A 21,334-nucleotide genomic window follows, 5' to 3' on the forward strand; every position below is an offset into this window, starting at 1 on the left:
TTAAATGTTTTAATCTACTAGACTAGCATTAAAAAAACCGCTTGATTTAAAAGCGGTTTTTTTCAAGACAATCTACTTTTTAAATGGAAAAGCATATTTCACAATACGTTTAAGTACACTGCCATATTGTTTCACCAGACTGGCATTGTTGTAGTGCAAGCCATATTTTTTACATACCGCTTCCACTTTTGGCGCCATCTGACGATAACGGCGTGCAGGGATATCCGGATATAAGTGATGCTCAATCTGATGGCTTAAATGTCCGGTCAGAATATGAAAGGCCTCTGAACCTGTCAGATTAGAAGATCCACGTATCTGACGCATGTACCAGTGACCACGACTTTCATTTTGCATGACGGATTTCGGGAATACTTCTACGTCTTTGGTAAAGTGACCACAGAAAATCACACTAAAGGTCCAGATATTACGAATGCCATTGGCCACCAGATTCCCCGTAAATACCGGCAGTGCCGCCGGACCAGCAATGACCGGAAAGAAAACATAATCCTTAAACAACTGCTTGCCAATTTTGCGCTGCATCGGTGCCCACTCTTCTTGCATTTTCTGCTTGGTTTTGCGGCCCTTCAAGTATTTGCCCAGCTCAAGATTTTGAATTGCGACGCCCCACTGGAACAGCAAACAGAATGGCACGGCATAAATCGGTTGTAATAAAAAGCCCGGCTTCCAGCGCTGCTCGGGGAACAGGCGCAGCAGGCCATAACCGATATCATCATCCATTCCTTTGATATTGGTATAGGTATGGTGTTTAAAGTTATGCGTCTGACGCCAGTTATCAGAAGTACCGACAATATCCCACTCATAAGTTTGACCCTTCAGCTTAGGATCATTCATCCAGTCATACTGGCCATGCATAACATTATGACCCAATTCCATATTTTCCATGATTTTGGCAAAGCTTAATAGACCTGTCCCCAAAACCCAGGCTGGCGGAAACCAGCCTGCAAACAACAAGGCACGACCTGCAATTGAGGAATATCGAATTGCAGAATACACCTTGTGGATATACTTGGCATCTTTTTCGCCCAGATCATTCAGCACTTCCTGCTTGATTGCATCCAGCTCAGCTGCGAGCTCATCCAGCTCAAACTGGCTCAATTCACGGTTTTTAGGATTTTTAAAATATTCTACTTTGACTGGCATATTCATAAGATAAGACTCGCTTATAGGTCAATGACTAGATCGGTCTGTGCCGAGTTAACACAAATTTTCAAGGCATTACCGGGTTCGGTACTTTGTGCGCCATTGACCAGACTTTTGGTTGCACCTTCAACTTTATTACAGACACATTTATTGCAAATTCCCATACGGCAGCCATGTGCAGGTTTAATATTTTGATGTTCCAGACTCACCAGAATTGACTGGCCTTTAGGAATACTGACGGTCTTTTTTGACCGGGTCAGTGTGATATTCACAAAACCAGTATCAGACATATCGCATAAGCTCATACTAAAGGCTTCACTTTTGAACAGTTTGACCGAACCAAACAGCGGTTCTGCAGTCGATACAAAGCCGGAAGGCCCACAGGCATATACCACGCTTTGCTCAAGGTTTTGTAACTGTGTCAGATAGCTTGCATCTAAACGCGGCGCAGCCTGCTGTTCCTGAGTGGCAAATACCTGATAACTGAAGTTAGGATATTTACGTGCTAATGCTTCAAAGCGTGTAATAAAAGCAGCCTCCTGATTGTGCTTGACCCAATACCATAGAGTCACAGGCACGGAAAACTCAGTTTTCTGATCCAAGGCTTCCAGTATGCTGAGCATCGGTGTAATACCACTTCCTGCGGCCAGCAGAATCATCGGATGTGCTTGTTCAGGCAAGGTCATATCACCAAAAGGCTGGCCAAACTCAATAATGTCGCCGACTTTGGCCTGTTCAGCCAACCAGTTACTCACCTTGCCGGCATTGACTTGCTTTACGGTAAGTAAAACATGCTGCTGATCCAGACGTGTCAGGCTATAGCTGCGTTCATAGCGAATTCCCTTGATCACTACAAATACAGAGTGATGCTGGCCTGCTTCACCAAATTTGAATAAACGATTGACCCGAATTTTGAAACTCAGCATATCCCGTGCAGCAGTTTCTATATGCACAATTTCGCCTAAAGCCTGATTGAATGACCATAAAGGATTCAGTTTTTGCGCCCAGAAGTTGATCGCATGCTGGTCGATTACACTCTCGCCGAGCGTAGTTAAAGGCATTTTAAGTTTTTCGAGTACCTGCATCGTAAAGACACCACCGTGGATTTTCAATTATTATACATCTGTATATATATTTGTATATACAAGTGTATTGTTTCTAATTATTTCACAAGCCGATTCCCCTTGGTTATAATGTAATAATGCTTTAATTAACCCCTTCTCCTGAAAGAGCTTTCAATGAAAATGAGCAGTGACGCCTCCTTACAATCAAACAACATTGATGAGCCAATTGTGGTACGTAGTGTGGGCCGTAAAGCGACTATTACCAAAGAAGAGCTTTTTCAGGCAGCCTTAAATCTGATTGGGCCAGAAAAGAGTATCTCGTCCTTAAGTTTGCGTGAAGTTGCACGTGAAGCTGGCATTGCACCAAACAGTTTTTATCGCCATTTTAAGGATATTGATGAACTGGCAATCGAGCTGATTGATCGTGCTGGGATTGTATTGCGTCAGATTTTGCATGAAGCACGCCTGCAGGCATCACGCCAGAGCAGCATCATTCGCAGCTCGGTAGAAGTATTTATTGCCCAGCTCGATGCAGATGAAGGCAATCTGAGCCTGTTATTACGTGAAGGCTATACCGGCTCCAAGTCTTATAAGCAGGCCGTAGAGCGTCAGCTGAATTATTTCCAGCAGGAGTTGCAGGAAGATTTGATCCGCTTCGAGCGCCTGAATAATAAAAAATTATTTCATCCGGATATTGTATCTAAGGCGATTACGCAATTGGTATTTAATATGGGGGCCAATGTAATTGATATACCAGCTGCAGAACGTCAGGAAATCGCAGAACAAACGATGATTATGATTCGAATGATTCTGGAAGGTGCCCGTCATCTGGAACAATCCCAACTGAATTAACTGAAAGTTAAATCAATACAAGGAGGCTCAAATCAAGCCTCTTGCTTTATAGTTTAAAGCAACTGCAGCTGGGCATTGACATGATTGGCTGTTGTTTCAGGATGTTCAAGCGGAAACATATGACCGCCCTGCACCACCGAATATTTTATCTGGTAAAACTTCTGTATTCCTTGTGGTAGTCCTTGCTGATAAAACTGGCTATGTTCAGCAGTAACCAGATGCACTGGGACTTGCGGTGGTTTACGCGGCGTTCTCCACCACCAAGCCGGCACTGTCCGAAAAATTTCAGCTTCAATCTGTTTTGGGATACGCAATGTGACTCCACCCTGTGGATTGGCCACTAGTCCACTTGCAATATAATCATCAAAACACTGCTCATCAAAATGTTTAAACAGGCGATTCATCCTGAGCGCTTCAGCCGCGGCCTGGCGCGATGGCCAGTAATCTTTACGCTTTAAGGTAATACCTGCCGGGGTAAAACGGTCAATACTTTTCAGGTTCAGTTTTTTTACCAGCTCAAAAAGTGCACTTTTTCTTCCGATAACAAACGGCGGGTCCATAATCACCAGTCTGGAAAAAAGTTCTGGCCGGCGATATGCCGCCATAAGCGTAATTAAGCCGCCAAAAGAGTGCCCTACCCCCACCACTTTCTGGCCCGGTGCCTGCTGCTGAATATCATCGATGACTTCATCCACCAGATAACGCCAGTCTTTGGTGATCGGGTAGTGTGGATTCATTCCAATCAACGGAATGGATTTGACCGTATATTCATCCTGAAAATGATCTAAAAACTTTCGATAGCTCGCAGAGGGAATACCATTCGCATGCGTAAAATATAATACGGGTTTCATTTTTATCTTTGCTTATCTTCTGAGATATTGCCTCAGCTTAATCATTCAAACTTGAATGCTATAGGGCAGAAATCATCAATCTATGACTTTAAAGTCACAGGCCTTTGATAACAGGAACTTTATAACTGGACTCAGCATTATTTTTGTGCAACCACCAGACTTTGCATCGGTAGAAAAATTGCTCCACAGGTGGTTTTATCTCCGGCCAGAACCACTGCCCGGCCGTGAACCTGAAAAGACGGATCAGCAGCAATCGCCATGACGACAAGCTGGCATTTTGGACAATAATGTTTCATTGCATGTAAATGAACTGCAACGCCATTGACCAGAAAAGAAGCTTCTTCTTCAACGACCACCCCACCATGTGAAGTTTTGGCTCCGATGGTAACTAAGGCTTTAGACATATTGTTTTTCTTTATAATTTTAAGGAAGCCGAAATTCTAACCAAAAATAGCCCCATACACAAAATAGCCCGATTAAAGGGCTGGCTTGCTAAAAGTTTAAAAATAAAAGCAGCCCGAAGACTGCTTTTAAGAAATATCTTTTTGCTCAATGAGCGTTTATGGTTTTACCACCACCATTACCTGAATACCTTCAGGCGTCACCGATAATCCATCCAGCAGACTTAGTCCTTCTTTTTGCAACTTCTGTAAACGCACAATTTCATCTTCACGGATACTTGGGTTGAACTGCTTCAGATAAGTCAGACGGTCAATTTCATATTGCCATTTATTACCATACACTTCTTTAGCCTGCTGCTTGAAATTTGGCAAATTCGCACGTGCCAGTTCAAGAGCTTGCTGGTAACGTGCCTCAATAATATCACGACGGGCTTTGACCACCTGACGGCAGCTATTACCATCTAGATGATGTAAATACGGTTTCAGGATTTCTGGGGCAATCTTCTGTGACAGATCCTGACCTTTTTCACTCAGCAAGACGCGAATCAATTGCTGTGGCAAGCTAGATGGCAGGTTCAGCGCTTTAGGTGCAATAACATCAACTTTAAACCAGACTTCCAGCAATACAGAACCTTGCGGTAAAGCGGCTGACTTTAACACAGCAACGTTGGTACTGCCAAAACCTTGAGTATTAATCATTTCCATCACACTTTCGGTAAATGGATGCTCAAGGGTCAGGTACTGTGCATCTTCCCTGATTTGCGCCTGATCACGGTAGAACGTTGCTGTCATACCATCTTCGTCCAGCGTCAAACCTTGTACCTGCATCTGATCTGTGGGCTTGATGATTACGGTTCCATTGCTTTGCTCATCAAAATCAATGTTGGTCGATGCCATAAAGCGTTTCATAAACACAGGCAGATTTGTGTTGTCATCATAGTCTTCGAGTGCCTTGACAATTTCCTGCGCCACAACAGGACGACAAGAATTATACTCAAGCAGTCGGTCACGGCCAGCCTGCAACTCGGCTTCCAGTGCTTCACGTTGTACGCTGACTTCTTCCAGCAGATCTTCAAATTCCTGGCCTTTGTCCGCCAGCAGGCAATCTTTTAATGCCACAATGAAGTTTTCTTGCAAAGTTTGCGCTGTAGGAGAAATATTACTAAAAATATTCAGGGCTTCGTTATACCAGCGGAACATCCGCTCTTGCGCTGTACCCACTAAATAAGGCACATGAATCTGAATACGGTTTTCCTGGCCGATCCGGTCCAGACGGCCAATACGCTGTTCCAGCACATCAGGATTCGCCGGCAAGTCAAACAGAATCAGATCAGAAGCAAACTGGAAGTTACGCCCTTCAGAACCAATTTCTGAACAGAGCAGAATCTGTGCACCATAAGAGTCTTCAGCAAAATAAGCCGCTGCCTGGTCACGTTCCAGCAGGCTCATCCCCTCATGGAACATCGCGGTACGGATACCGGCATGTAAGCGAAGTACATTTTCTAGCGCTTCTACCACCGGACCGCTGCGTGCAATCAGCAATACCTTCTTGTGTTTCAGATCGGTACGCAATTTTTCCATCAGCCACATGACACGTGGATCAGTCTCCATCCATGAGCCATCGAGCTGGGCTTCTTCCGGCCACATCTGTTCACGTAGCTTGCCATCTTTAGACCAGTTTTCTGGTGCTGGCAGTGGTACAGGCTGACAGTCACGGCCCGGGAAGCCCTGAATGGCTTCACGCGTGTTACGAAACAGAATACGACCTGTACCATGACGGTCCAGCAGTTCATGAATCGCACGGAAGCGTTGTTCTGCTGTATCTTCAATCGCATGACCTAACAAGTCTTCAATTGCAGTCAGATGTTCGGCTTCAAGTGGCATATCTGACATCAAGGCTTCAGCAATTTTAGCAGTATGCTGATATTGTTCTTCTTCATCCAGGAAACGGTCCAGTGAGCTAAAACGCTGCGGATCAAGTAAGCGCAGACGCGCAAAGTGACTTTCTACGCCCAGCTGTTCTGGTGTTGCGGTAAGCAGTAAAACGCCTGCTGTGTGCTCTGCCAGCTCTTCAACCAGGTCATAACGGTCATTACCGCCTTCTTCTTCGCTCCACATTAAATGGTGCGCTTCGTCGACCACCAGCAAATCGAAACCTGCTTCTAAAGCCTGTTCACGTAAATCTTCATGGTCAATCATCAAATCGACAGATGCAATGATGCGCTGCTCGGTCAGGAACGGGTTAAGATCCGGATCATGTTCCTTGATCGAAGCGGTACGGGTCAGATCAAACAGGGAGAATTCCAGATTGAAACGGCGGCGCATTTCAATCATCCACTGATATTGTAATGAATCTGGAACCAGAATCAGGATACGTTCAGAACGTCCTGTTTTAAGTTGCTGGTGCATGATCAGGCCGGCTTCAATGGTTTTACCCAAGCCAACTTCATCGGCCAGTAATACACGCGGCGCAAAACGCTGACCAACTTCATGGGCAATATACAGCTGATGGGGAATCAGACCAACACGTGAACCAATCAGGCCGCGTAAGGGGCTGCTTTGCATATTGGCTTGCATCAGCAAGGCTTCAATACGCAGGTCATACCATTCTTTATAATCAATCTGGCTGGCCAGCAAACGATCCAGCGGCTTGGATAGCTGAATACTTGCACCCACACGGGTTTCATTGAGGGCTTTATGCTCTTCGCTGCCATCTTCAAGCGTGCGTACTACGTGGTAACGGACCACGCCATGACGGTCTTCGACCGATTCCACGGTCCAGTAAATACCTTCCTGATCTTGCAGCTCGTCATTGGCATTAAAAATGATGCGGGACAAAGGTGCATTGCTACGTGCATAGACACGCGTTTCATCGCTTTTTGGGAATAAAATGCTGACCGATCGTTCATCAACATCAATGAGAACTCCTAAGCCGAGTTCTGTTTCAGTATCTGATAACCAACGTTGACCAATAGCAAATTGCTGCAATTTTTCCACCTTTATCTTAAGTACAAGATTATGAATATCAGGCTCCATCACGAAATGTCATTGGAGCAAAACTTCACACCTTCAAGCAATGTATTTTGACATAAAGCCCACTAAAAAGTGAGTATAATTCACGCCGATTAAAAAACTCACCCCTAGAATGGCGCCGGACAATAAAATTCAACCGGTTGTTGTGTGTGAGGATGAGAGAAACTTAAACGTTCGGCATGCAAACATAAGCGTACGCTCAGCTGTTGCTGCTCAGGTGTAGCATACAAGGTATCTCCAATAATAGGATGTCCAAGATACTGCATATGCACACGCAGCTGATGTGAACGCCCCGTAATCGGGGTCAATTTTACACGGGTGACAGCTTGTCCCTGAATTTCAAAATGTTCAATGGCCTGCCAATGGGTGAGTGCAGGCTTATTATGATTTGGTTCTGCAATATGTAATGGCGGATGGTCCGGATCATAAATCACGGGAACATCCACCATTCCTTCGCCGTCCAGAGTTCCCGCCACAATTGCCTGATAGGTTTTATCCGTCTGGCGTTCCTGAAATTGGCGAGAAATAGATTTTTGCCCTTCCCGGCTCAAGGCAAACACTAAAATGCCGGAGGTGTCCCGATCCAGACGATGGATGAGCAAGGTTTTGGGCTCTATTTTCATGAGACGGCTAATGAGACAGTCTTGTAAATCTTCTGTCTTCCCTGGAACTGTAAGCAAACCAGCCGCTTTATGGATGACCATAAAATCCTTATCACGATGTATCAGATGTTCGGTTAGAAAATTACTCAAAGTTCAATCCCAGGCTGATCGCGAAAAATAAGGCGGCCATAATAGAAAGCTTGGCGAATAATTACAATGCGCTTTTATATAAATGCCGAAGAAATTTCCGATTATGTGGAGTAAATTACTCAATCACTCTCTAGCGGCGTACAGATTGCAGCACAAAACTTACCAATTCATGCAAGGAAGCATGTTCAAGCACATCTTCATAACGCAGCTCTGCACCATGTGCGCGCCATACTCCAACCAGGCTGACCATTGCTACAGAGTCCAGTCCATACTGTTTTAAATCAATATAAGGATCAATTTCCAGAGCATCCATATCCAGCTGTTCAGCCACAGCTAACATGATGCCTTTGATCGACAGTACATAGTTTGACGGCGCACTTAAACTCCATAAACGTGTCAGGCTATAACTGCTCATGTGATGTAAACCCTGCTGGGAGATATTTTCAATCCACTGGATATGCTGCTCCTGATTGGCCAGAAAAACTGCATCATCCACCACACAGATGTGCTCTGTCACGCTTTGCAGATGCGGTAAAATCTGTTTCAGCATCGGCGTCACCTGTCCTGCAAAAATCAGTTGGGGATGGGTTGAGGCATATTCACCGAGTTGTTGCATGCCCTGCATCAGGTCATCGCCATATAAATCAACAATCGGAATATCCAGTGCTTTGGCTTTATTGCTAATCTGAATAAGATTTTTCATGAGTTCCGTGTCTTGGATTCCAGTCTGCATGCGCAGGTTATGTAATCCCACCAAGACCAAAACCGATTCATTGGCAGCAAGTTGCCATTTAGCTGGCGATGGAGTGAATTGGATTTTTTTAGGCATGGGATATAGCATGAGAAACTCTAAAGCGACATTTGCCAGATATTTTAGCGCAGATGGGTTTTTAAATTGGGTTTAAATCGAAATAAGCCCATAAGAGCTGCAAGTTAAGTAGGTGTCAAAAAATCTGATAAACAAGCTATTATGATTCAATAAGTGATTAAAAATCATAAGGTAGTTTATATAGACAGGGTTGTCGGCATTTATTTACTTGGTTGTAAATATTGTGGGCAAGTGGAACATGGGATGGGTCTGAGTCTATCAAAGGATGGAAAATTATTTTTTCTTAAATGTAGAAGATAGTTGACATGAAGAATAGCTTAAAGCAATGGCTTTTATGTTAAATGAAGGATTTACTTTTCAACTTCCAAACCATGGTTTGCCAAATTTAGATATTCATATGGAGCATCTTCTGCTGGATAACGTAAATTATTCACACCATAAATTTGCGCAATATTCCAGATGATACTTTCACCAGCAGGCAATAAATTTGGCTGAATTTTATAAATAGCGTCTTGATAGGCGGTATCACTATCAATAAATTTCCAGCCTTCCCTCTTGAAGGAAGTAATTATGTCTTCTAGCCAAGCGGCATTAATAGCTCTTATATGCAGTAAAAGTACATGGTTTGGAGATCGTCCTAATGTTTGTACGGCTAAATCATCATAATATTTCGCTCGGTCAAGTAAATGGACAATATAAGCTTGTTTTAATTTAGCCAGGCTTGTTTGATCTTTTTCTTGATGATATTTCAGAAACAATTGATTGTAATACCAATCACTCGCATCGATGCTAACAGCGCCAGATTTATAGCTATGGCTACTCAGCCATTTGCGCACATTATCCCTTTTTTCTAGAGTATTTCCTTCTTTAAGAAATGGAAAGCGGTAACGTGGTATAAATCCCGCTAATGAGGAAAACATTTCATGACCTTGTTGCATATCTTGTAAATAAGTGGATAAATTTACTTCATCTTTATTAAGATTTAGATGTAAATTTCCATGATTACCAATACGATGTCCTTGTTTGCCCCAATTAGAAATTATATTTAATCCGTTTGTTCCTCCAATTTTACTTATACTCGGATAAACGATTGCCTGGATTTTATTTTGTTTTAATGTACTTAAAATATCTTCATTGATGTGTTGAGCATCTGCATTAATTGATGGGTCTAAACCATCATCAAAACTCAAAGCTACGCTTTTTGCGATAGCTACATTAGATAAACCCAAGCAAAGACTTAGGATAATTTTTTTAAGCATCGAGTGACTCTATTATTTGAAATTACTGATAGTAAAATACAAGCTTAACATTTTATTTTATAGTAAAAATTCCCTAAAATTAATATAATACAGATTAGACGCAGCCCCAATCTTAGATTGGGGCTTTTTAATGTTCGGATAACCACCTCTATATTAAATGCAGTGGATTTACTTAATCCGTTCACCATTTTCATCAATAATCATTTCACCATCCTCTTTGGTAAAAGCTCCCAATTGAGGCGCAGACAAAATATCTAAAACGAGTTCAGAGGGTCTACAAAGTTTTACACCGACCTCTGTCACCACAAATGGACGATTAATTAAAATTGGATACTCAAGCATAAAATGAATGAGCTGTTCATCTGTCCAGTGTTGCTGATCTAATTGAAGAGTTGCAAAAGGTTCTACATTTTTACGAATAGCTTCACGTACAGAAAGGCCTGATTTTTCAATTAGATTCATGAGTTCGTTCTTGCTTGGAGGGTTAAGAAGATACTCAATAATTTCAGGTTCTACGCCTGCATTTCGAATTAGCGCCAGTGTATTTCTGGATGTTCCACAAGCAGGGTTATGATAGATCTTAACTTTTGATGACATTGGATTTACTCAGGCATTCATAATATTGCATTTATATATGGATATACGTATATTCGCAATAGCATATATGTGAGTATCGATTATGGATCAAGCAGATTTCTTTAAGTGCCTATCTGACCCGACACGTCTAGATATTTTAAAAATTATTTTAGAAAGACAAAATGTATGTGTATGTGAAATCACAGAGATATTACAACTGAGCCAACCCAAGATTTCTCGTCACTTGGCTTTACTTCGCAACCTATCAATTTTGCTAGATGAGCGCAAAGGACAATGGGTGTACTACCGATTAAATCCCGATTTACCAGAATGGATAAATGCAGTTCTCAATGTGTTAAGTAATGAAGTAGTGAATACAGCTGCGAGCAATCTATCTATCTCTATGCAATGCGAGTAATTCAATGTCCGCCTCAAAGCTCTCCTTCTTAGACCGAAACCTCACCCTATGGATTTTTATTGCCATGGCATTAGGCGTAGGTATTGGGGTATTTTTCCCTCAAACATCTGTGGTACTCGATCAATTAAGCATTAACTCAGTAAATATCCCTATCGCAATAGGGCTTATTTTGATGATGTATCCACCACTTGCCAAGGTAGACTATGCGACCTTACCTAAAGTCTTTGAAGATAAGTGTACCCTTGCATTATCTCTCATTCAAAACTGGCTCATAGCACCTTGCTTAATGTTTGGTTTGGCAATCATTTTTTTGCACGCCTCTCCTGAATACATGACAGGTCTCATTCTGATTGGTTTAGCCCGATGTATTGCTATGGTCCTGGTGTGGAATGGCCTGGCATGTGGCGATAATCAGTATGTTGCAGCCTTAGTTGCATTTAACAGTATCTTCCAAATCTTGTTCTTTAGTACTTATGCCTGGTTATTCTTGACCTTCTTACCGCCCTTCTTTGGAGTAGAGGCACAAATCATTAATGTGAGCTTTTGGACGATTACCCATGCTGTTCTTGTTTATCTGGGCATCCCCTTCTTACTTGGCTTTTTAACCCGCTTGATCTTAGTCAAACAGAAAGGCTTAGATTGGTATCAAACCAGATTTATCCCAAAGATTAGCCCTATCAGCCTTATTGCGCTTTTATTTACGATTGTAGCCATGTTTAGTCTTAAAGGTGGTGAGGTGGTTAGCCTTCCTTTAGATGTGCTTAGAATTGCTATTCCTTTGACAATCTACTTTGTTGCAATGTTCTTCATCAGCTTCTTTATGAGTAAATGGATGGGTAACGACTATCCTAAAACCACTGCTATTTCCTTTACTGCGGCAGGCAACAATTTTGAATTAGCACTTGCTGTAGCCATTGCCACTTTTGGATTAGCCTCACCTGTAGCCTTCACAACCGTGATCGGACCACTTGTTGAAGTTCCTGTATTGATTGCCTTGGTGACAGTTTCGCTATGGCTTAGAAAAAAAGTGTTTAAAGAGGTATGAGTCGAATGAGCTTACCAAATATTGATCTTAGTCTTTTAGAAAAACCGACTTTAGAAAAAGTTCAGGCACAGCACCTTGATCATCCACCAAGAATATTGCTCCTGTATGGCTCAAATCGTGATAGATCATATAGCCGTTTAGCAGTTCAGGAAGCAGGTCGAATTTTGGAATACTTCGGTGCAGAAGTGAAAATTTTCCATCCTAAGGGTTTACCTCTTCCTGAAGATGGTGATATGCAACATCCAAAGGTAAAAGAACTGCATGAACTTTTAGCATGGTCAGAAGGCATGGTTTGGTGCTCTCCTGAGCGTCATGGTTCAATGAGTTCGATTTTAAAAGCGCAAATTGACTGGATTCCATTAGCTGCAGGTGCAATACGTGCAACGCAAGGTAAAACTTTAGCGGTAATGCAAGTATGTGGTGGCTCACAGTCCTTTAATGCGGTAAATCAATTGCGGATTTTAGGACGCTGGATGCGTATGATCACCATCCCGAATCAGTCCTCAGTGCCTAAAGCATTTCTTGAGTTTGAAGAAGATGGCCGTATGAAACCTTCTTCTTATTACCGGAGGATCGTAGATGTGATGGAAGAACTTTATAAATTTACGCTTTTAACCCGGGGTCAGTCTGCGTATCTGACTGACCGTTATTCTGAACGTGTAGCGTGTAGAAAGTGCGGAAGAACTTTCACAACGCGTAAATCAAAAGAATATTTAAGTTTTCCAACATTAAATAATACACATTATGCCAAGCTGAAAAATAGGAACTTAAAGTTCCTATTTTTATTTCAGCTCCCTGACCAAACCCAAAAATAGAATTACCACCAGCCTTTTCGACCTCTAAGCACTGCATCAGCACAGCGTAAAGCTTCCTGCGTCAATCCCCATAACCGGTAATCTCCTGTTAATGAACCTGTAGGAAAGTTATGTGTATACGCAAAACTTAAATTACGCTCCGGATCACACCAAGCTCCGGACCCATTAAACCCCATATGCCCAAATCCTTGAGAAGCTTTACCTAAGCTTAATATCCGGTGATAGCCTAAACGCCAATGCATTGGCAAAGGCATAATCCGGTCACGGCAGGTATATTGCACTTGGCTCAGACGCTGAAAATTTTCAGTTGAAATATAGGTTTCCCCCTGCCAAAGGCCATGATTGGCAAGCATGGCATAGATTTTTGCCAGACTCCGTGCAGTAAATACTCCATTGGCTGAAGGAATAACCGCCTGTAAACCTTGATTACTAAAGAAATTAAAATTCTTCATACCTTTAGGAATCATTCCGTCCTGAAAATCTTGTGGACTTTGACCACTCCATATCAATGCCCGCTCCATCAAATTAGGCTTTCGAGCTGCGGTTTTTTTAACTTTGACTTGTGAAGATGACTGGGTCGGAAAAATTGGTCGTGCAACTCGTGTTAGTTCTTGCGCTGGCACACCAAAATAGGCACCATCGAGCTCCAAAGGCTGCACCAGATACTGCTGCATCAATGATTGCAGACTCTGGCCGGTGGCTTTTTCCAGTGCGCCACCCACCTGCCAGCCAAAGGTCAAAGGCTGATAAGCAGCATCCGTTGCCACCTTAAAACGCGGTTTTGCTGCTGCTATTCGTTCCAGCATTTGAGGCCAGTTGGCCATTTCGGCTGCATCATCAATGATATTACGAATATCAAACAGTCCACTTTGATGACTGAGCATATGTGCTAATGTAATTTTATCTTTAGCCTGCTGGGCAAACTCAGGCCAATAGTCAGCAACTGGTCGATCGTAATCAATCAGGCCTTGACTTGCCAGAATATGCGCCAATGTCGCCAGCACTCCCTTACCAGTGGAATAGCACAGTGACATGGTATCTTCTTGCCAAGCTTCGTTTTCCGACTTTTTACCAGTGTAAATATCCAAGACTTTTTGTCCCTGAAAATAAATCACCAGCGCAGCCCCACCCTGTTCAGTACGGGCATGCTGCAAGCGGCTAAACTGCTCTGCCAGAGCTTTAAAACGTTCATCTACCACTCCCTGGTAGTTTTCTTTGTCAGCAAGCACATAGTCTTTTAAAGGCTGTAATATTCTGTCCATAGAATCTTGATCTCATAAAAATAAAAAGCCTAAATCGAGTTTAGGCTTTTTTTAAATTAAATTGCTTTTACGCTACCACTCACATGCGGTTTCTGATTTTTACTGTTTCGAATCAGGAAGTCGGTTTCATTGACGGCTTGTGCAGTCAGGAATTCCACTTTGGAAGGCAAATACACTGGCAACTTAAACCAGACATCTGCCTCATATGCATCAGGCAATGTTAAATTAGCCAAAGCTTTGGCTTTACTCCACATTCCGTGGGCAATCGCCTGTTTAAAACCAAATGCTTTTGCAGTGAGCGCATGAATATGAATCAGGTTAAAGTCCCCTGAAGTCATAGCATAACGGCGGCCAGTATTTTCAGAAACCTCCCATTCGCCATTCAGCTGATACGCGGGTGTCTTATTTTCTGCTACTTTGGCAGCAGCTTTAACACTATTCTTTTGACGGCATAAGTAAGTCGTCAACGCTTCAACTACAACCTGATCACCTACTTTCACCGTAGTAATGAAATCAAATTGCATACCTTTGTCATGCGGCTGCAATTCACCAAACTTGCAGGATAGCATGAGAGATTCATTGACCCCGATTTTACGATACTGCTTGACCTGATTACGAATATGCACCAGACCCAGAATCGGAAATGGAAATGCTTCCGAAGTCATCATGTGCATTTGCAGGCTTTGAGAAAGTACAGTCAAATAAATCGCTGGGATATAACCATTATTTTTAAAGCCACAAACTTCATTATAGATTTTCAGATGTTTCTGATCCACCTTAAATGAATCCACCACATATTCAACTTGCGGCAGAACTTTTTCAGCTTTTGGCTTTTTAAAAACCAAACCTTGAATCACTTTTGGATAAGCTAAATAAGGTTTTGGAAGTTGACTAAAATGGCGCGTATTCATACTAAACCTTTAAAATATTCTTTTCATTTATAAAGTGCTTTCTCCCTTGGGGAGGGTTAAGAGGGTTGATGAGGAGTATTTCCTTTCATTTTCCCTCTTCTAAATCTTCTCCTGAGCTTTAAATTAAAGCGCAGGAGAGGATTTGAATGCTTTAAGCCCCTAACAGGCTCTGGCCACATACACGAATCACGTTGCCATTTAAACCAGAAGATGCCGTCGATGCAAACATGGCAATGGCTTCTGCCACATCCACTGGGTGACCACCCTGACTCATAGAGTTCATACGGCGTCCTGCTTCACGAATCGCAAATGGAATTGCAGCAGTCATTTGCGTTTCAATGAAACCTGGTGCCACGGCATTAATAGTTATACCATTTTTTAATGTCGGTGCTGTGAATTTTACCACCCCGATCACGCCGGCTTTAGACGCTGCATAGTTGGTTTGACCCAGGTTACCTGCAATACCTGAAATAGAAGATACACAGATAATGCGGCCATTTGCATTCAGGCCATCATTGCAAAGCAGATAGTCATTCACACGTTCAATTGCAGACAGGTTGATATTAATCACCAGATCCCAAAGTTCAGGCTTCATATTGGCTAGTGTCTTGTCACGCGTAATGCCTGCATTATGCACAATAATATCCAGACCGCCCTGTGCTGCGGCAGCTGCCTTGATTTTCTCGCCTGCATCAGCTGCAGTAATGTCAAGTGCCAATGTAGAACCGCCAATTTCCCCTGCAACACGATCCAGATCAGCTTGCTGCTGCGGAACGTCCAGACAAATGACATGTGCGCCATCACGTGCCAGTATGTGTGCAATGGCTTCACCGATACCACGGCTTGCACCTGTCACCACAGCAGTTTTCCCTGCCAGCGGCTTCGCCCAGTCCACATCGACCTTTTCAGCTTTGGATACCCGAATCACCTGACCTGATACATAAGCTGAGCGCGGAGAAATCGCAAAACGTACAGCTGATTCAAGATTATCTTCAGCGCCGGTATCCACATAGATCAGGTTTGCCGCAATCCCTTTTTTAAACTCTTTAGCGACTGATTTGACAAAGCCTTCCAGTGCACGTTGAGCAATCGCCTGACTCACCGATGTTGCAGTTTCAGGGCTAGTACCAATGACCAGTACTCGGCCAGAGCTTTGAATTTGACGGGCAATCGGATTAAAAAACTCATAAAGCGATTTTAATTGCTCGGAGTTTTCAATTCCTGAGGCATCAAAAATTACCACTTTAAATTTAGATTCCTTATCGCCTGAATTAAAAGCACTCAAATTCAAACCTGACTGTGCCGCTGCATGCTGAAGTTCAGAATTATTACCCGCATAACTGTTGGCATGAATATTGGCAAGGACTTGTGCAACTGAGCCGGTTAAAGGACTTTTAGGCGCCGCACCAAATAAAACCGCCCCTTTGACTACCGGGGTTGCAGATTCAAAACGCTCTAAAGAAGTTGGGGATGGTAGCCCCAAATTTTTAATGACAAATTTACCAATAGGAGATTTTGCGAAAGTTTGATACTGATCAGTCATGCTTATTATCTCTCATAAAAATTAGTTTTTTGATCGGTCTAAAGTTATCCTTTTAACATCAATATGATGCCAAACACATCTATTTCAATAGATCTACCAGGTTTTGCCCAATAATACTTGAGATACCCAATAGATGACTTGACCTGAGCGCAGTCTGTAATGTCATTGCAGTCAATACAGCCTATGCTCATCTATGCTAATGTAAGCAGCATAAAGAAAGATGATCAATTTGCCTGGTAAAGCCTTATGAGCAAAACAACTCAAGAAAATCCAGCAGTCGAGAGTCCTGTAGAAAAAATTGTGTCAAAACCATCAACTCGTACTAAAGCGGCCAGCAAAAGTACGCACACAAATTCTGCTACAGAAAAAAATTCGACTAAAACCACGCGTACACGCCAAACGTCTACGCGTACTAAAAACTCGACTTCAACTAAAACCGCTTCCGTTTCAAAAACACAGCCTTCTGTTCAACAGGATAATAATATGAGCCAAAACACAGTTCGCCGCGTCGCTATTATTGGTGGTAACCGTATTCCATTTGCACGTTCTAATGGTGCTTATTTTACCGCGTCTAATACAGACATGTTTACTGCCGCACTGAATGGACTAGTTGAACGTTTTAATCTGCAAGGTCAACGTCTGGGTGAGGTCGTTGCAGGTGCAGTGCTGAAACATAGCCGTGATTTCAATATGACGCGTGAGTGTGTACTGAATACCGCACTTGCTCCTGAAACACCGGCGTATGACATACAGCAAGCTTGTGGTACCGGTTTACAGGCCGCTTTTCTGGTGGCAAACAAAATTGCCTTGGGTCAAATTGAAGTCGGTGTTGCCGGTGGTGTAGATACCACTTCTGATGCGCCAATTGCATTTGGTGATGGCTTACGCAAAGCCCTACTTGAGCTGAACATTGCCAAAACAGCCAAAGACCGTTTAAAGGCTCTAACAAAAATTAATGTCAAAGACCTGATGGACGCACCTAAAAATGGTGAGCCACGTACCGGCCTATCTATGGGTGATCATCAGGCTATCACTACTCTGGAATGGGGCATTTCACGCGAAGCACAAGATGAACTGGCTGCCTCCTCACACCAGAAAATGGCAGCAGCTTATGAAGAAGGTTTCTTTGATGACCTGATCACGCCATTCCTAGGTCTGGAGCGTGACAATAACCTGCGCCCCGACTCATCTGTCGAAAAACTGGCAAAATTAAAGCCTGCTTTTGGTAAGGGTGATGCGCGTACCATGACTGCAGGTAACTCGACTCCACTGACTGATGGTGCATCTTGTGTACTTTTGGCCTCTGAAGAATGGGCGAAAGCCAATGGTCATGAAGTCCTGGCTTACTTAACTTTCCAAGAAACAGCAGCAGTTGATTTTGTGGAGAAAAAAGAAGGCTTACTGATGGCACCTGCCTACGCAGTTCCACGCATGCTGGAACGTGCAGGCTTGAAACTTCAAGATTTCGACTATTATGAAATTCATGAAGCATTTGCATCACAAGTTCTGTCTACCCTAAAAGCTTGGGAAGATCCTACCTTCTGTAAAGAGCGCTTAGGTTTGGATGCGCCATTAGGTGCAATTGACCGTGCAAAACTGAATGTAAAAGGCTCTTCACTTGCTGCAGGCCATCCATTTGCTGCAACTGGTGGCCGTATTATTGCCACTGCTGCAAAACTGCTGAACCAGAAAGATTCAGGTCGTGTCCTGGTGTCAATCTGTGCTGCCGGTGGTCAGGGTGTAACTGCGATTATTGAAAAATAATTCAGTACGGGCCTAATAAAAAACCGCTCAAAAGAGCGGTTTTTTTATTACAGATGATTCCACTTAAAAACGATAACCTACCCCTAGATAGGTAATAATGGGATCTATATCAATCTTTGTGGTTGCGTGAATCAATTGCTCATCGCTGGTTTGATTAATCACGCTAATCTTGGTTTTGTTATTCAGTTTCGCATAAGAAACGGAAGCTGCTGTAAACCAGTTAGGGCTAAAGTCATAAGTAAAACCGGCGGTTACGATCGGTGCAATAGCATCGTCCGCATCAACATCCACACGCATCTCTCCAGAAGATACTTTGCCATCGAGTGCTGCACCCGCTTTATTATCCTTAATATTTTGAATCATATGACCCGCCGCCACCAGATCTGACTTAACGCCTTTATCTAATTCAATATCATTAAAATAAGCATACATCAAACCTGCTCCCACATAGGGTCTGAACTTATTCACCCCTGATTTTCCAAATTGGTACTGTACCTGTAATGCCGGGGTCCAAGCTCTTGCAGTAGCAGCTTTACTATATTTATCTAAGTCCGTAATCGGAACCGCATAATCCAAAGGCAATCCTTCTGGAAATAACAAGCCGGCTAAGCCTCCAGGTTGTGCATTACCTGTTAATGGAGCCGTAATCATGCCCTTTCCTTTAATATCAACTTTAGGGGGAATCCCTCCAATTACCTGTAAAGAAACATGATCATTAATATGATAGTTGACCATTAAACCCAAAGTGTCGACATCATCTGCTTCCAGCCCTGTTCCTTCTGCCGACCAGCTCTCCAACCCGTTTAAGGTCGCGTTACCGGCAATTGACTCTTTAATATTGCCCTGGCCATCCGTCATCATTCCATTAATCAAGCTATTTTCAAGTAAAGTCCCAAGATACTCTTGTAGATTTGCCGTATTAGCGCCATCTTGAATTGTTGCATTCGGATCAATGGCTTTTAAAAAGCCTTCTTCTGTAATTGTGCCTACTTTAGCAACCGTTCCATTTGCCACTGCAGTATTAATATTAAAAGGGTTAGCTTTTCCTTGTGGCATCACATGTAGCCAACCTGCAGAGACAGAAAAACGTTTAAAGTTTTGCTCAGCACTCGTTACTTGTGTCATCCCTAATAAAATTACAGGTGTAATTAATTTAATCAATTTCATCAACTAACTCCTTGTGTTGTTTGTTTTTTTCATCCTTAAGAAAAAATTATTATCGCTTTCATATTAAAACTTATGTAATAAGTATTGTTTTTTATACTTGTTTTATGTTTTAAAATTTTACTTTTTGTAAAAAAAACCTTTTTAGACAGCAAAAAAGGCCTGTATTTATCATTACAGGCCTTTTTGAGCTTTCGCATTGAAGTTTAACGATATTCTGGCTGATAACCTAAACGGGCTTCTATCTGATCAAAGCACCATTGGAAAATAAAAGTATAGACCAAAATACACATCGTCATACTGAAATCCAGTAGAATCGCCTGCCAGAGTGACATATTCATGGCATACGCCACCATCGGAATAGTCACCAGCAGCAGACCACCTTCAAAACCAATCGCATGTAAGATCCGTACACCGACTGTTCTTTTTAATTTTCTTTTGGCTTCAAATTTTTCAAAAAAATGATTAAAAATCATATTCCAAATTACAGAGGTCACCGCCATGGCTACACCCAAAGTACCTGTGACTTCCAGCGGAACTTCAAAAATAAAACTTAATGCTATCGCAATGATCACCAACAGGATGATTTCATAACTGAGCGCATGAACAATCCTTCTTTTGGAAATCAACATGTTTTCAATACTCTTCCAATTTACAATAGCAGGCATTCTATTTTCATAATATTGATTAATCGAGTTAGAATCTTTCAATATTATTGAAAGGTTGCAATCAATGAATATCAATCAAGAACAATTGATCATTTTTAAAACCGTCATTGAAACAGGGTCGTTTTCTGCTGCTGCAAGAAAACTGGGTAAAGTACCCTCGGCAGTGAGCATGTCTATTGCCAATTTAGAGATTGATCTCAATTTAACACTTTTTCTACGCAAAGGTCGCGAGCCTTTACCTACCGCCCAAGCACTTACACTCTATGAAAAAACCGAACAGCTGCTGATTGAAATAAATCAATGGAAACAGCAGGCGCACGCATTAAGCACAGGTTTGGAGTCAGCCTTAAATATTGTGGTAGTGTCCGAACTTCTCCATACCCGGTGGACCGATTATATTGCTTTACTTGAAGCTGAGTTTCCAAGCTTACAAATTAATGTATTCTCAGCCCCCCAAGAAGATGCCTTGAAAATGTTGATGAATCAAACTGCTCAACTCGCGCTGATGTTTGAACGTGAACAGCTCGAAAACCGTGAACAATTTGTGGAATTAAAACGAGAAACTTTAGTTCCGGTCGCCAACAAAGCCTTTGATTTAGCCCAATATCCACAGGTCAGTTTTGAACAAATCCTGCAAAGCCGCCAGATTGTTGTCGCCAGTCGGGATAAGAGCATCAAGCCGGAATTATTATATTCAAAACAATACTGGCGTACTGACAATCATCACTCGGCTTGCGCATTGATCATGCAAAATTTTGGCTGGGGTGTGCTGCCTTTAGAAATGCTCAATGAAAATCCGATCCTTAAAAAACACTTAAAAGTACTGGATCTGCTCGATTTCACGCCAAAATTTGAATATTTTGTAGATTTAGTCTGGAGCCGAGAAAATCAACTTGGCGCTGCTGCTCGTTTTTTGATTAATCACATCAGAAATCAGCGGAAAAAATCAGTTTCATGACGTGTTCC

The 21,334-nt window shown here is 42.5% G+C and carries 19 protein-coding genes and 1 pseudogene; 6 read left to right on the top strand and 14 right to left on the bottom strand.

Features of this window, described 5'->3' with window-relative positions; translation table 11 throughout:
- Positions 1-72: 72 nt before the first annotated feature.
- Together E2K52_RS01520 and E2K52_RS01525 are read right to left on the bottom strand one after the other, a co-directional pair.
- Positions 73-1,167, bottom strand: a complete 1,095-nt coding sequence (locus tag E2K52_RS01520; protein ID WP_151203242.1) for a fatty acid desaturase family protein — start codon at positions 1,165-1,167, stop codon at positions 73-75.
- A gap of 14 nt (positions 1,168-1,181) precedes the next feature.
- Positions 1,182-2,246, bottom strand: a complete 1,065-nt coding sequence (locus tag E2K52_RS01525) for a flavin reductase family protein (RefSeq protein WP_151203243.1) — start codon at positions 2,244-2,246, stop codon at positions 1,182-1,184.
- A gap of 153 nt (positions 2,247-2,399) precedes the next feature.
- On the opposite strand from E2K52_RS01525, the gene fabR reads away from it, so the two are divergent.
- Complete coding sequence (fabR, locus tag E2K52_RS01530; protein WP_151203244.1) at positions 2,400-3,077, top strand: HTH-type transcriptional repressor FabR; 678 nt, start codon at positions 2,400-2,402, stop codon at positions 3,075-3,077.
- A 53-nt stretch (positions 3,078-3,130) separates the two neighbouring features.
- Here fabR and E2K52_RS01535 read toward each other — a convergent pair whose 3' ends face one another.
- The 7 genes from E2K52_RS01535 to arsC form a co-directional block, all read right to left on the bottom strand.
- The gene (locus E2K52_RS01535; RefSeq protein ID WP_151203245.1) at positions 3,131-3,928 is read right to left on the bottom strand and encodes an alpha/beta fold hydrolase; all 798 of its coding nucleotides are present in this window, start codon (positions 3,926-3,928) and stop codon (positions 3,131-3,133) included.
- A 137-nt stretch (positions 3,929-4,065) separates the two neighbouring features.
- On the bottom strand, positions 4,066-4,332 hold the full coding sequence (locus tag E2K52_RS01540) for a PAAR domain-containing protein (protein ID WP_151203246.1): 267 nt from the start codon (positions 4,330-4,332) through the stop codon (positions 4,066-4,068).
- Between the two features lie 156 nt (positions 4,333-4,488).
- Positions 4,489-7,326, bottom strand: a complete 2,838-nt coding sequence (gene rapA / locus E2K52_RS01545; RefSeq protein WP_151203267.1) for an RNA polymerase-associated protein RapA — start codon at positions 7,324-7,326, stop codon at positions 4,489-4,491.
- A 143-nt stretch (positions 7,327-7,469) separates the two neighbouring features.
- Positions 7,470-8,114, bottom strand: coding sequence for an RluA family pseudouridine synthase (locus tag E2K52_RS01550; protein WP_151203247.1), 645 nt, complete (start codon positions 8,112-8,114; stop codon positions 7,470-7,472).
- 130 nt (positions 8,115-8,244) lie between these two features.
- Positions 8,245-8,955 (bottom strand): phosphopantetheine-binding protein, encoded by a 711-nt coding sequence (locus E2K52_RS01555; RefSeq protein WP_151203248.1) that lies wholly within the window; start codon positions 8,953-8,955, stop codon positions 8,245-8,247.
- Between the two features lie 338 nt (positions 8,956-9,293).
- On the bottom strand, positions 9,294-10,202 hold the full coding sequence (locus tag E2K52_RS01560; protein ID WP_151203249.1) for a polysaccharide deacetylase family protein: 909 nt from the start codon (positions 10,200-10,202) through the stop codon (positions 9,294-9,296).
- Between the two features lie 168 nt (positions 10,203-10,370).
- The gene (arsC, locus tag E2K52_RS01565; protein ID WP_151203250.1) at positions 10,371-10,799 is read right to left on the bottom strand and encodes an arsenate reductase (glutaredoxin); all 429 of its coding nucleotides are present in this window, start codon (positions 10,797-10,799) and stop codon (positions 10,371-10,373) included.
- An 82-nt stretch (positions 10,800-10,881) separates the two neighbouring features.
- Here arsC and E2K52_RS01570 point away from each other — a divergent pair, with 82 nt between their 5' ends.
- From E2K52_RS01570 to arsH, 3 genes and pseudogenes are all read left to right on the top strand, one after another.
- Positions 10,882-11,196 (top strand): ArsR/SmtB family transcription factor, encoded by a 315-nt coding sequence (locus tag E2K52_RS01570; RefSeq protein ID WP_151203251.1) that lies wholly within the window; start codon positions 10,882-10,884, stop codon positions 11,194-11,196.
- A gap of 4 nt (positions 11,197-11,200) precedes the next feature.
- Positions 11,201-12,241 (top strand): ACR3 family arsenite efflux transporter, encoded by a 1,041-nt coding sequence (gene arsB / locus E2K52_RS01575; RefSeq protein WP_151203252.1) that lies wholly within the window; start codon positions 11,201-11,203, stop codon positions 12,239-12,241.
- A 5-nt stretch (positions 12,242-12,246) separates the two neighbouring features.
- Positions 12,247-12,958 (top strand): annotated as a pseudogene (gene arsH, locus E2K52_RS01580) (arsenical resistance protein ArsH).
- Between the two features lie 100 nt (positions 12,959-13,058).
- On the opposite strand, the gene E2K52_RS01585 reads toward arsH, so the two are convergent.
- The 3 genes from E2K52_RS01585 to E2K52_RS01595 all read right to left on the bottom strand — a co-directional run bounded on the left by E2K52_RS01585 (position 13,059) and on the right by E2K52_RS01595 (position 16,772).
- Complete coding sequence (locus E2K52_RS01585; protein ID WP_151203253.1) at positions 13,059-14,318, bottom strand: serine hydrolase domain-containing protein; 1,260 nt, start codon at positions 14,316-14,318, stop codon at positions 13,059-13,061.
- 56 nt (positions 14,319-14,374) lie between these two features.
- The gene (locus E2K52_RS01590) at positions 14,375-15,229 is read right to left on the bottom strand and encodes a MaoC family dehydratase (RefSeq protein WP_151203254.1); all 855 of its coding nucleotides are present in this window, start codon (positions 15,227-15,229) and stop codon (positions 14,375-14,377) included.
- 151 nt (positions 15,230-15,380) lie between these two features.
- Positions 15,381-16,772: a 3-oxoacyl-ACP reductase gene (locus E2K52_RS01595; RefSeq protein ID WP_151203255.1), complete on the bottom strand. Its 1,392-nt coding sequence runs from the start codon at positions 16,770-16,772 to the stop codon at positions 15,381-15,383.
- 246 nt (positions 16,773-17,018) lie between these two features.
- On the opposite strand from E2K52_RS01595, the gene E2K52_RS01600 reads away from it, so the two are divergent.
- Complete coding sequence (locus tag E2K52_RS01600) at positions 17,019-18,536, top strand: acetyl-CoA C-acetyltransferase (protein ID WP_151203256.1); 1,518 nt, start codon at positions 17,019-17,021, stop codon at positions 18,534-18,536.
- Positions 18,537-18,599: 63 nt separating this feature from the next.
- Here the strand turns inward: E2K52_RS01600 and E2K52_RS01605 are convergent, their stop codons facing one another.
- Together E2K52_RS01605 and aceI are read right to left on the bottom strand one after the other, a co-directional pair.
- Complete coding sequence (locus tag E2K52_RS01605; protein ID WP_151203257.1) at positions 18,600-19,703, bottom strand: OmpW/AlkL family protein; 1,104 nt, start codon at positions 19,701-19,703, stop codon at positions 18,600-18,602.
- 203 nt (positions 19,704-19,906) lie between these two features.
- Positions 19,907-20,332, bottom strand: a complete 426-nt coding sequence (aceI, locus tag E2K52_RS01610) for a chlorhexidine efflux PACE transporter AceI (protein WP_151203268.1) — start codon at positions 20,330-20,332, stop codon at positions 19,907-19,909.
- A 100-nt stretch (positions 20,333-20,432) separates the two neighbouring features.
- On the opposite strand from aceI, the gene E2K52_RS01615 reads away from it, so the two are divergent.
- Positions 20,433-21,326: a LysR family transcriptional regulator gene (locus E2K52_RS01615; RefSeq protein WP_151203258.1), complete on the top strand. Its 894-nt coding sequence runs from the start codon at positions 20,433-20,435 to the stop codon at positions 21,324-21,326.
- Positions 21,327-21,334 lie beyond the last annotated feature (8 nt).

The sequence above is a fragment of the Acinetobacter sp. RF14B genome (assembly GCF_006864105.1).
GTDB classification, from domain to species: Bacteria; Pseudomonadota; Gammaproteobacteria; order Pseudomonadales; family Moraxellaceae; genus Acinetobacter; species Acinetobacter lwoffii_C.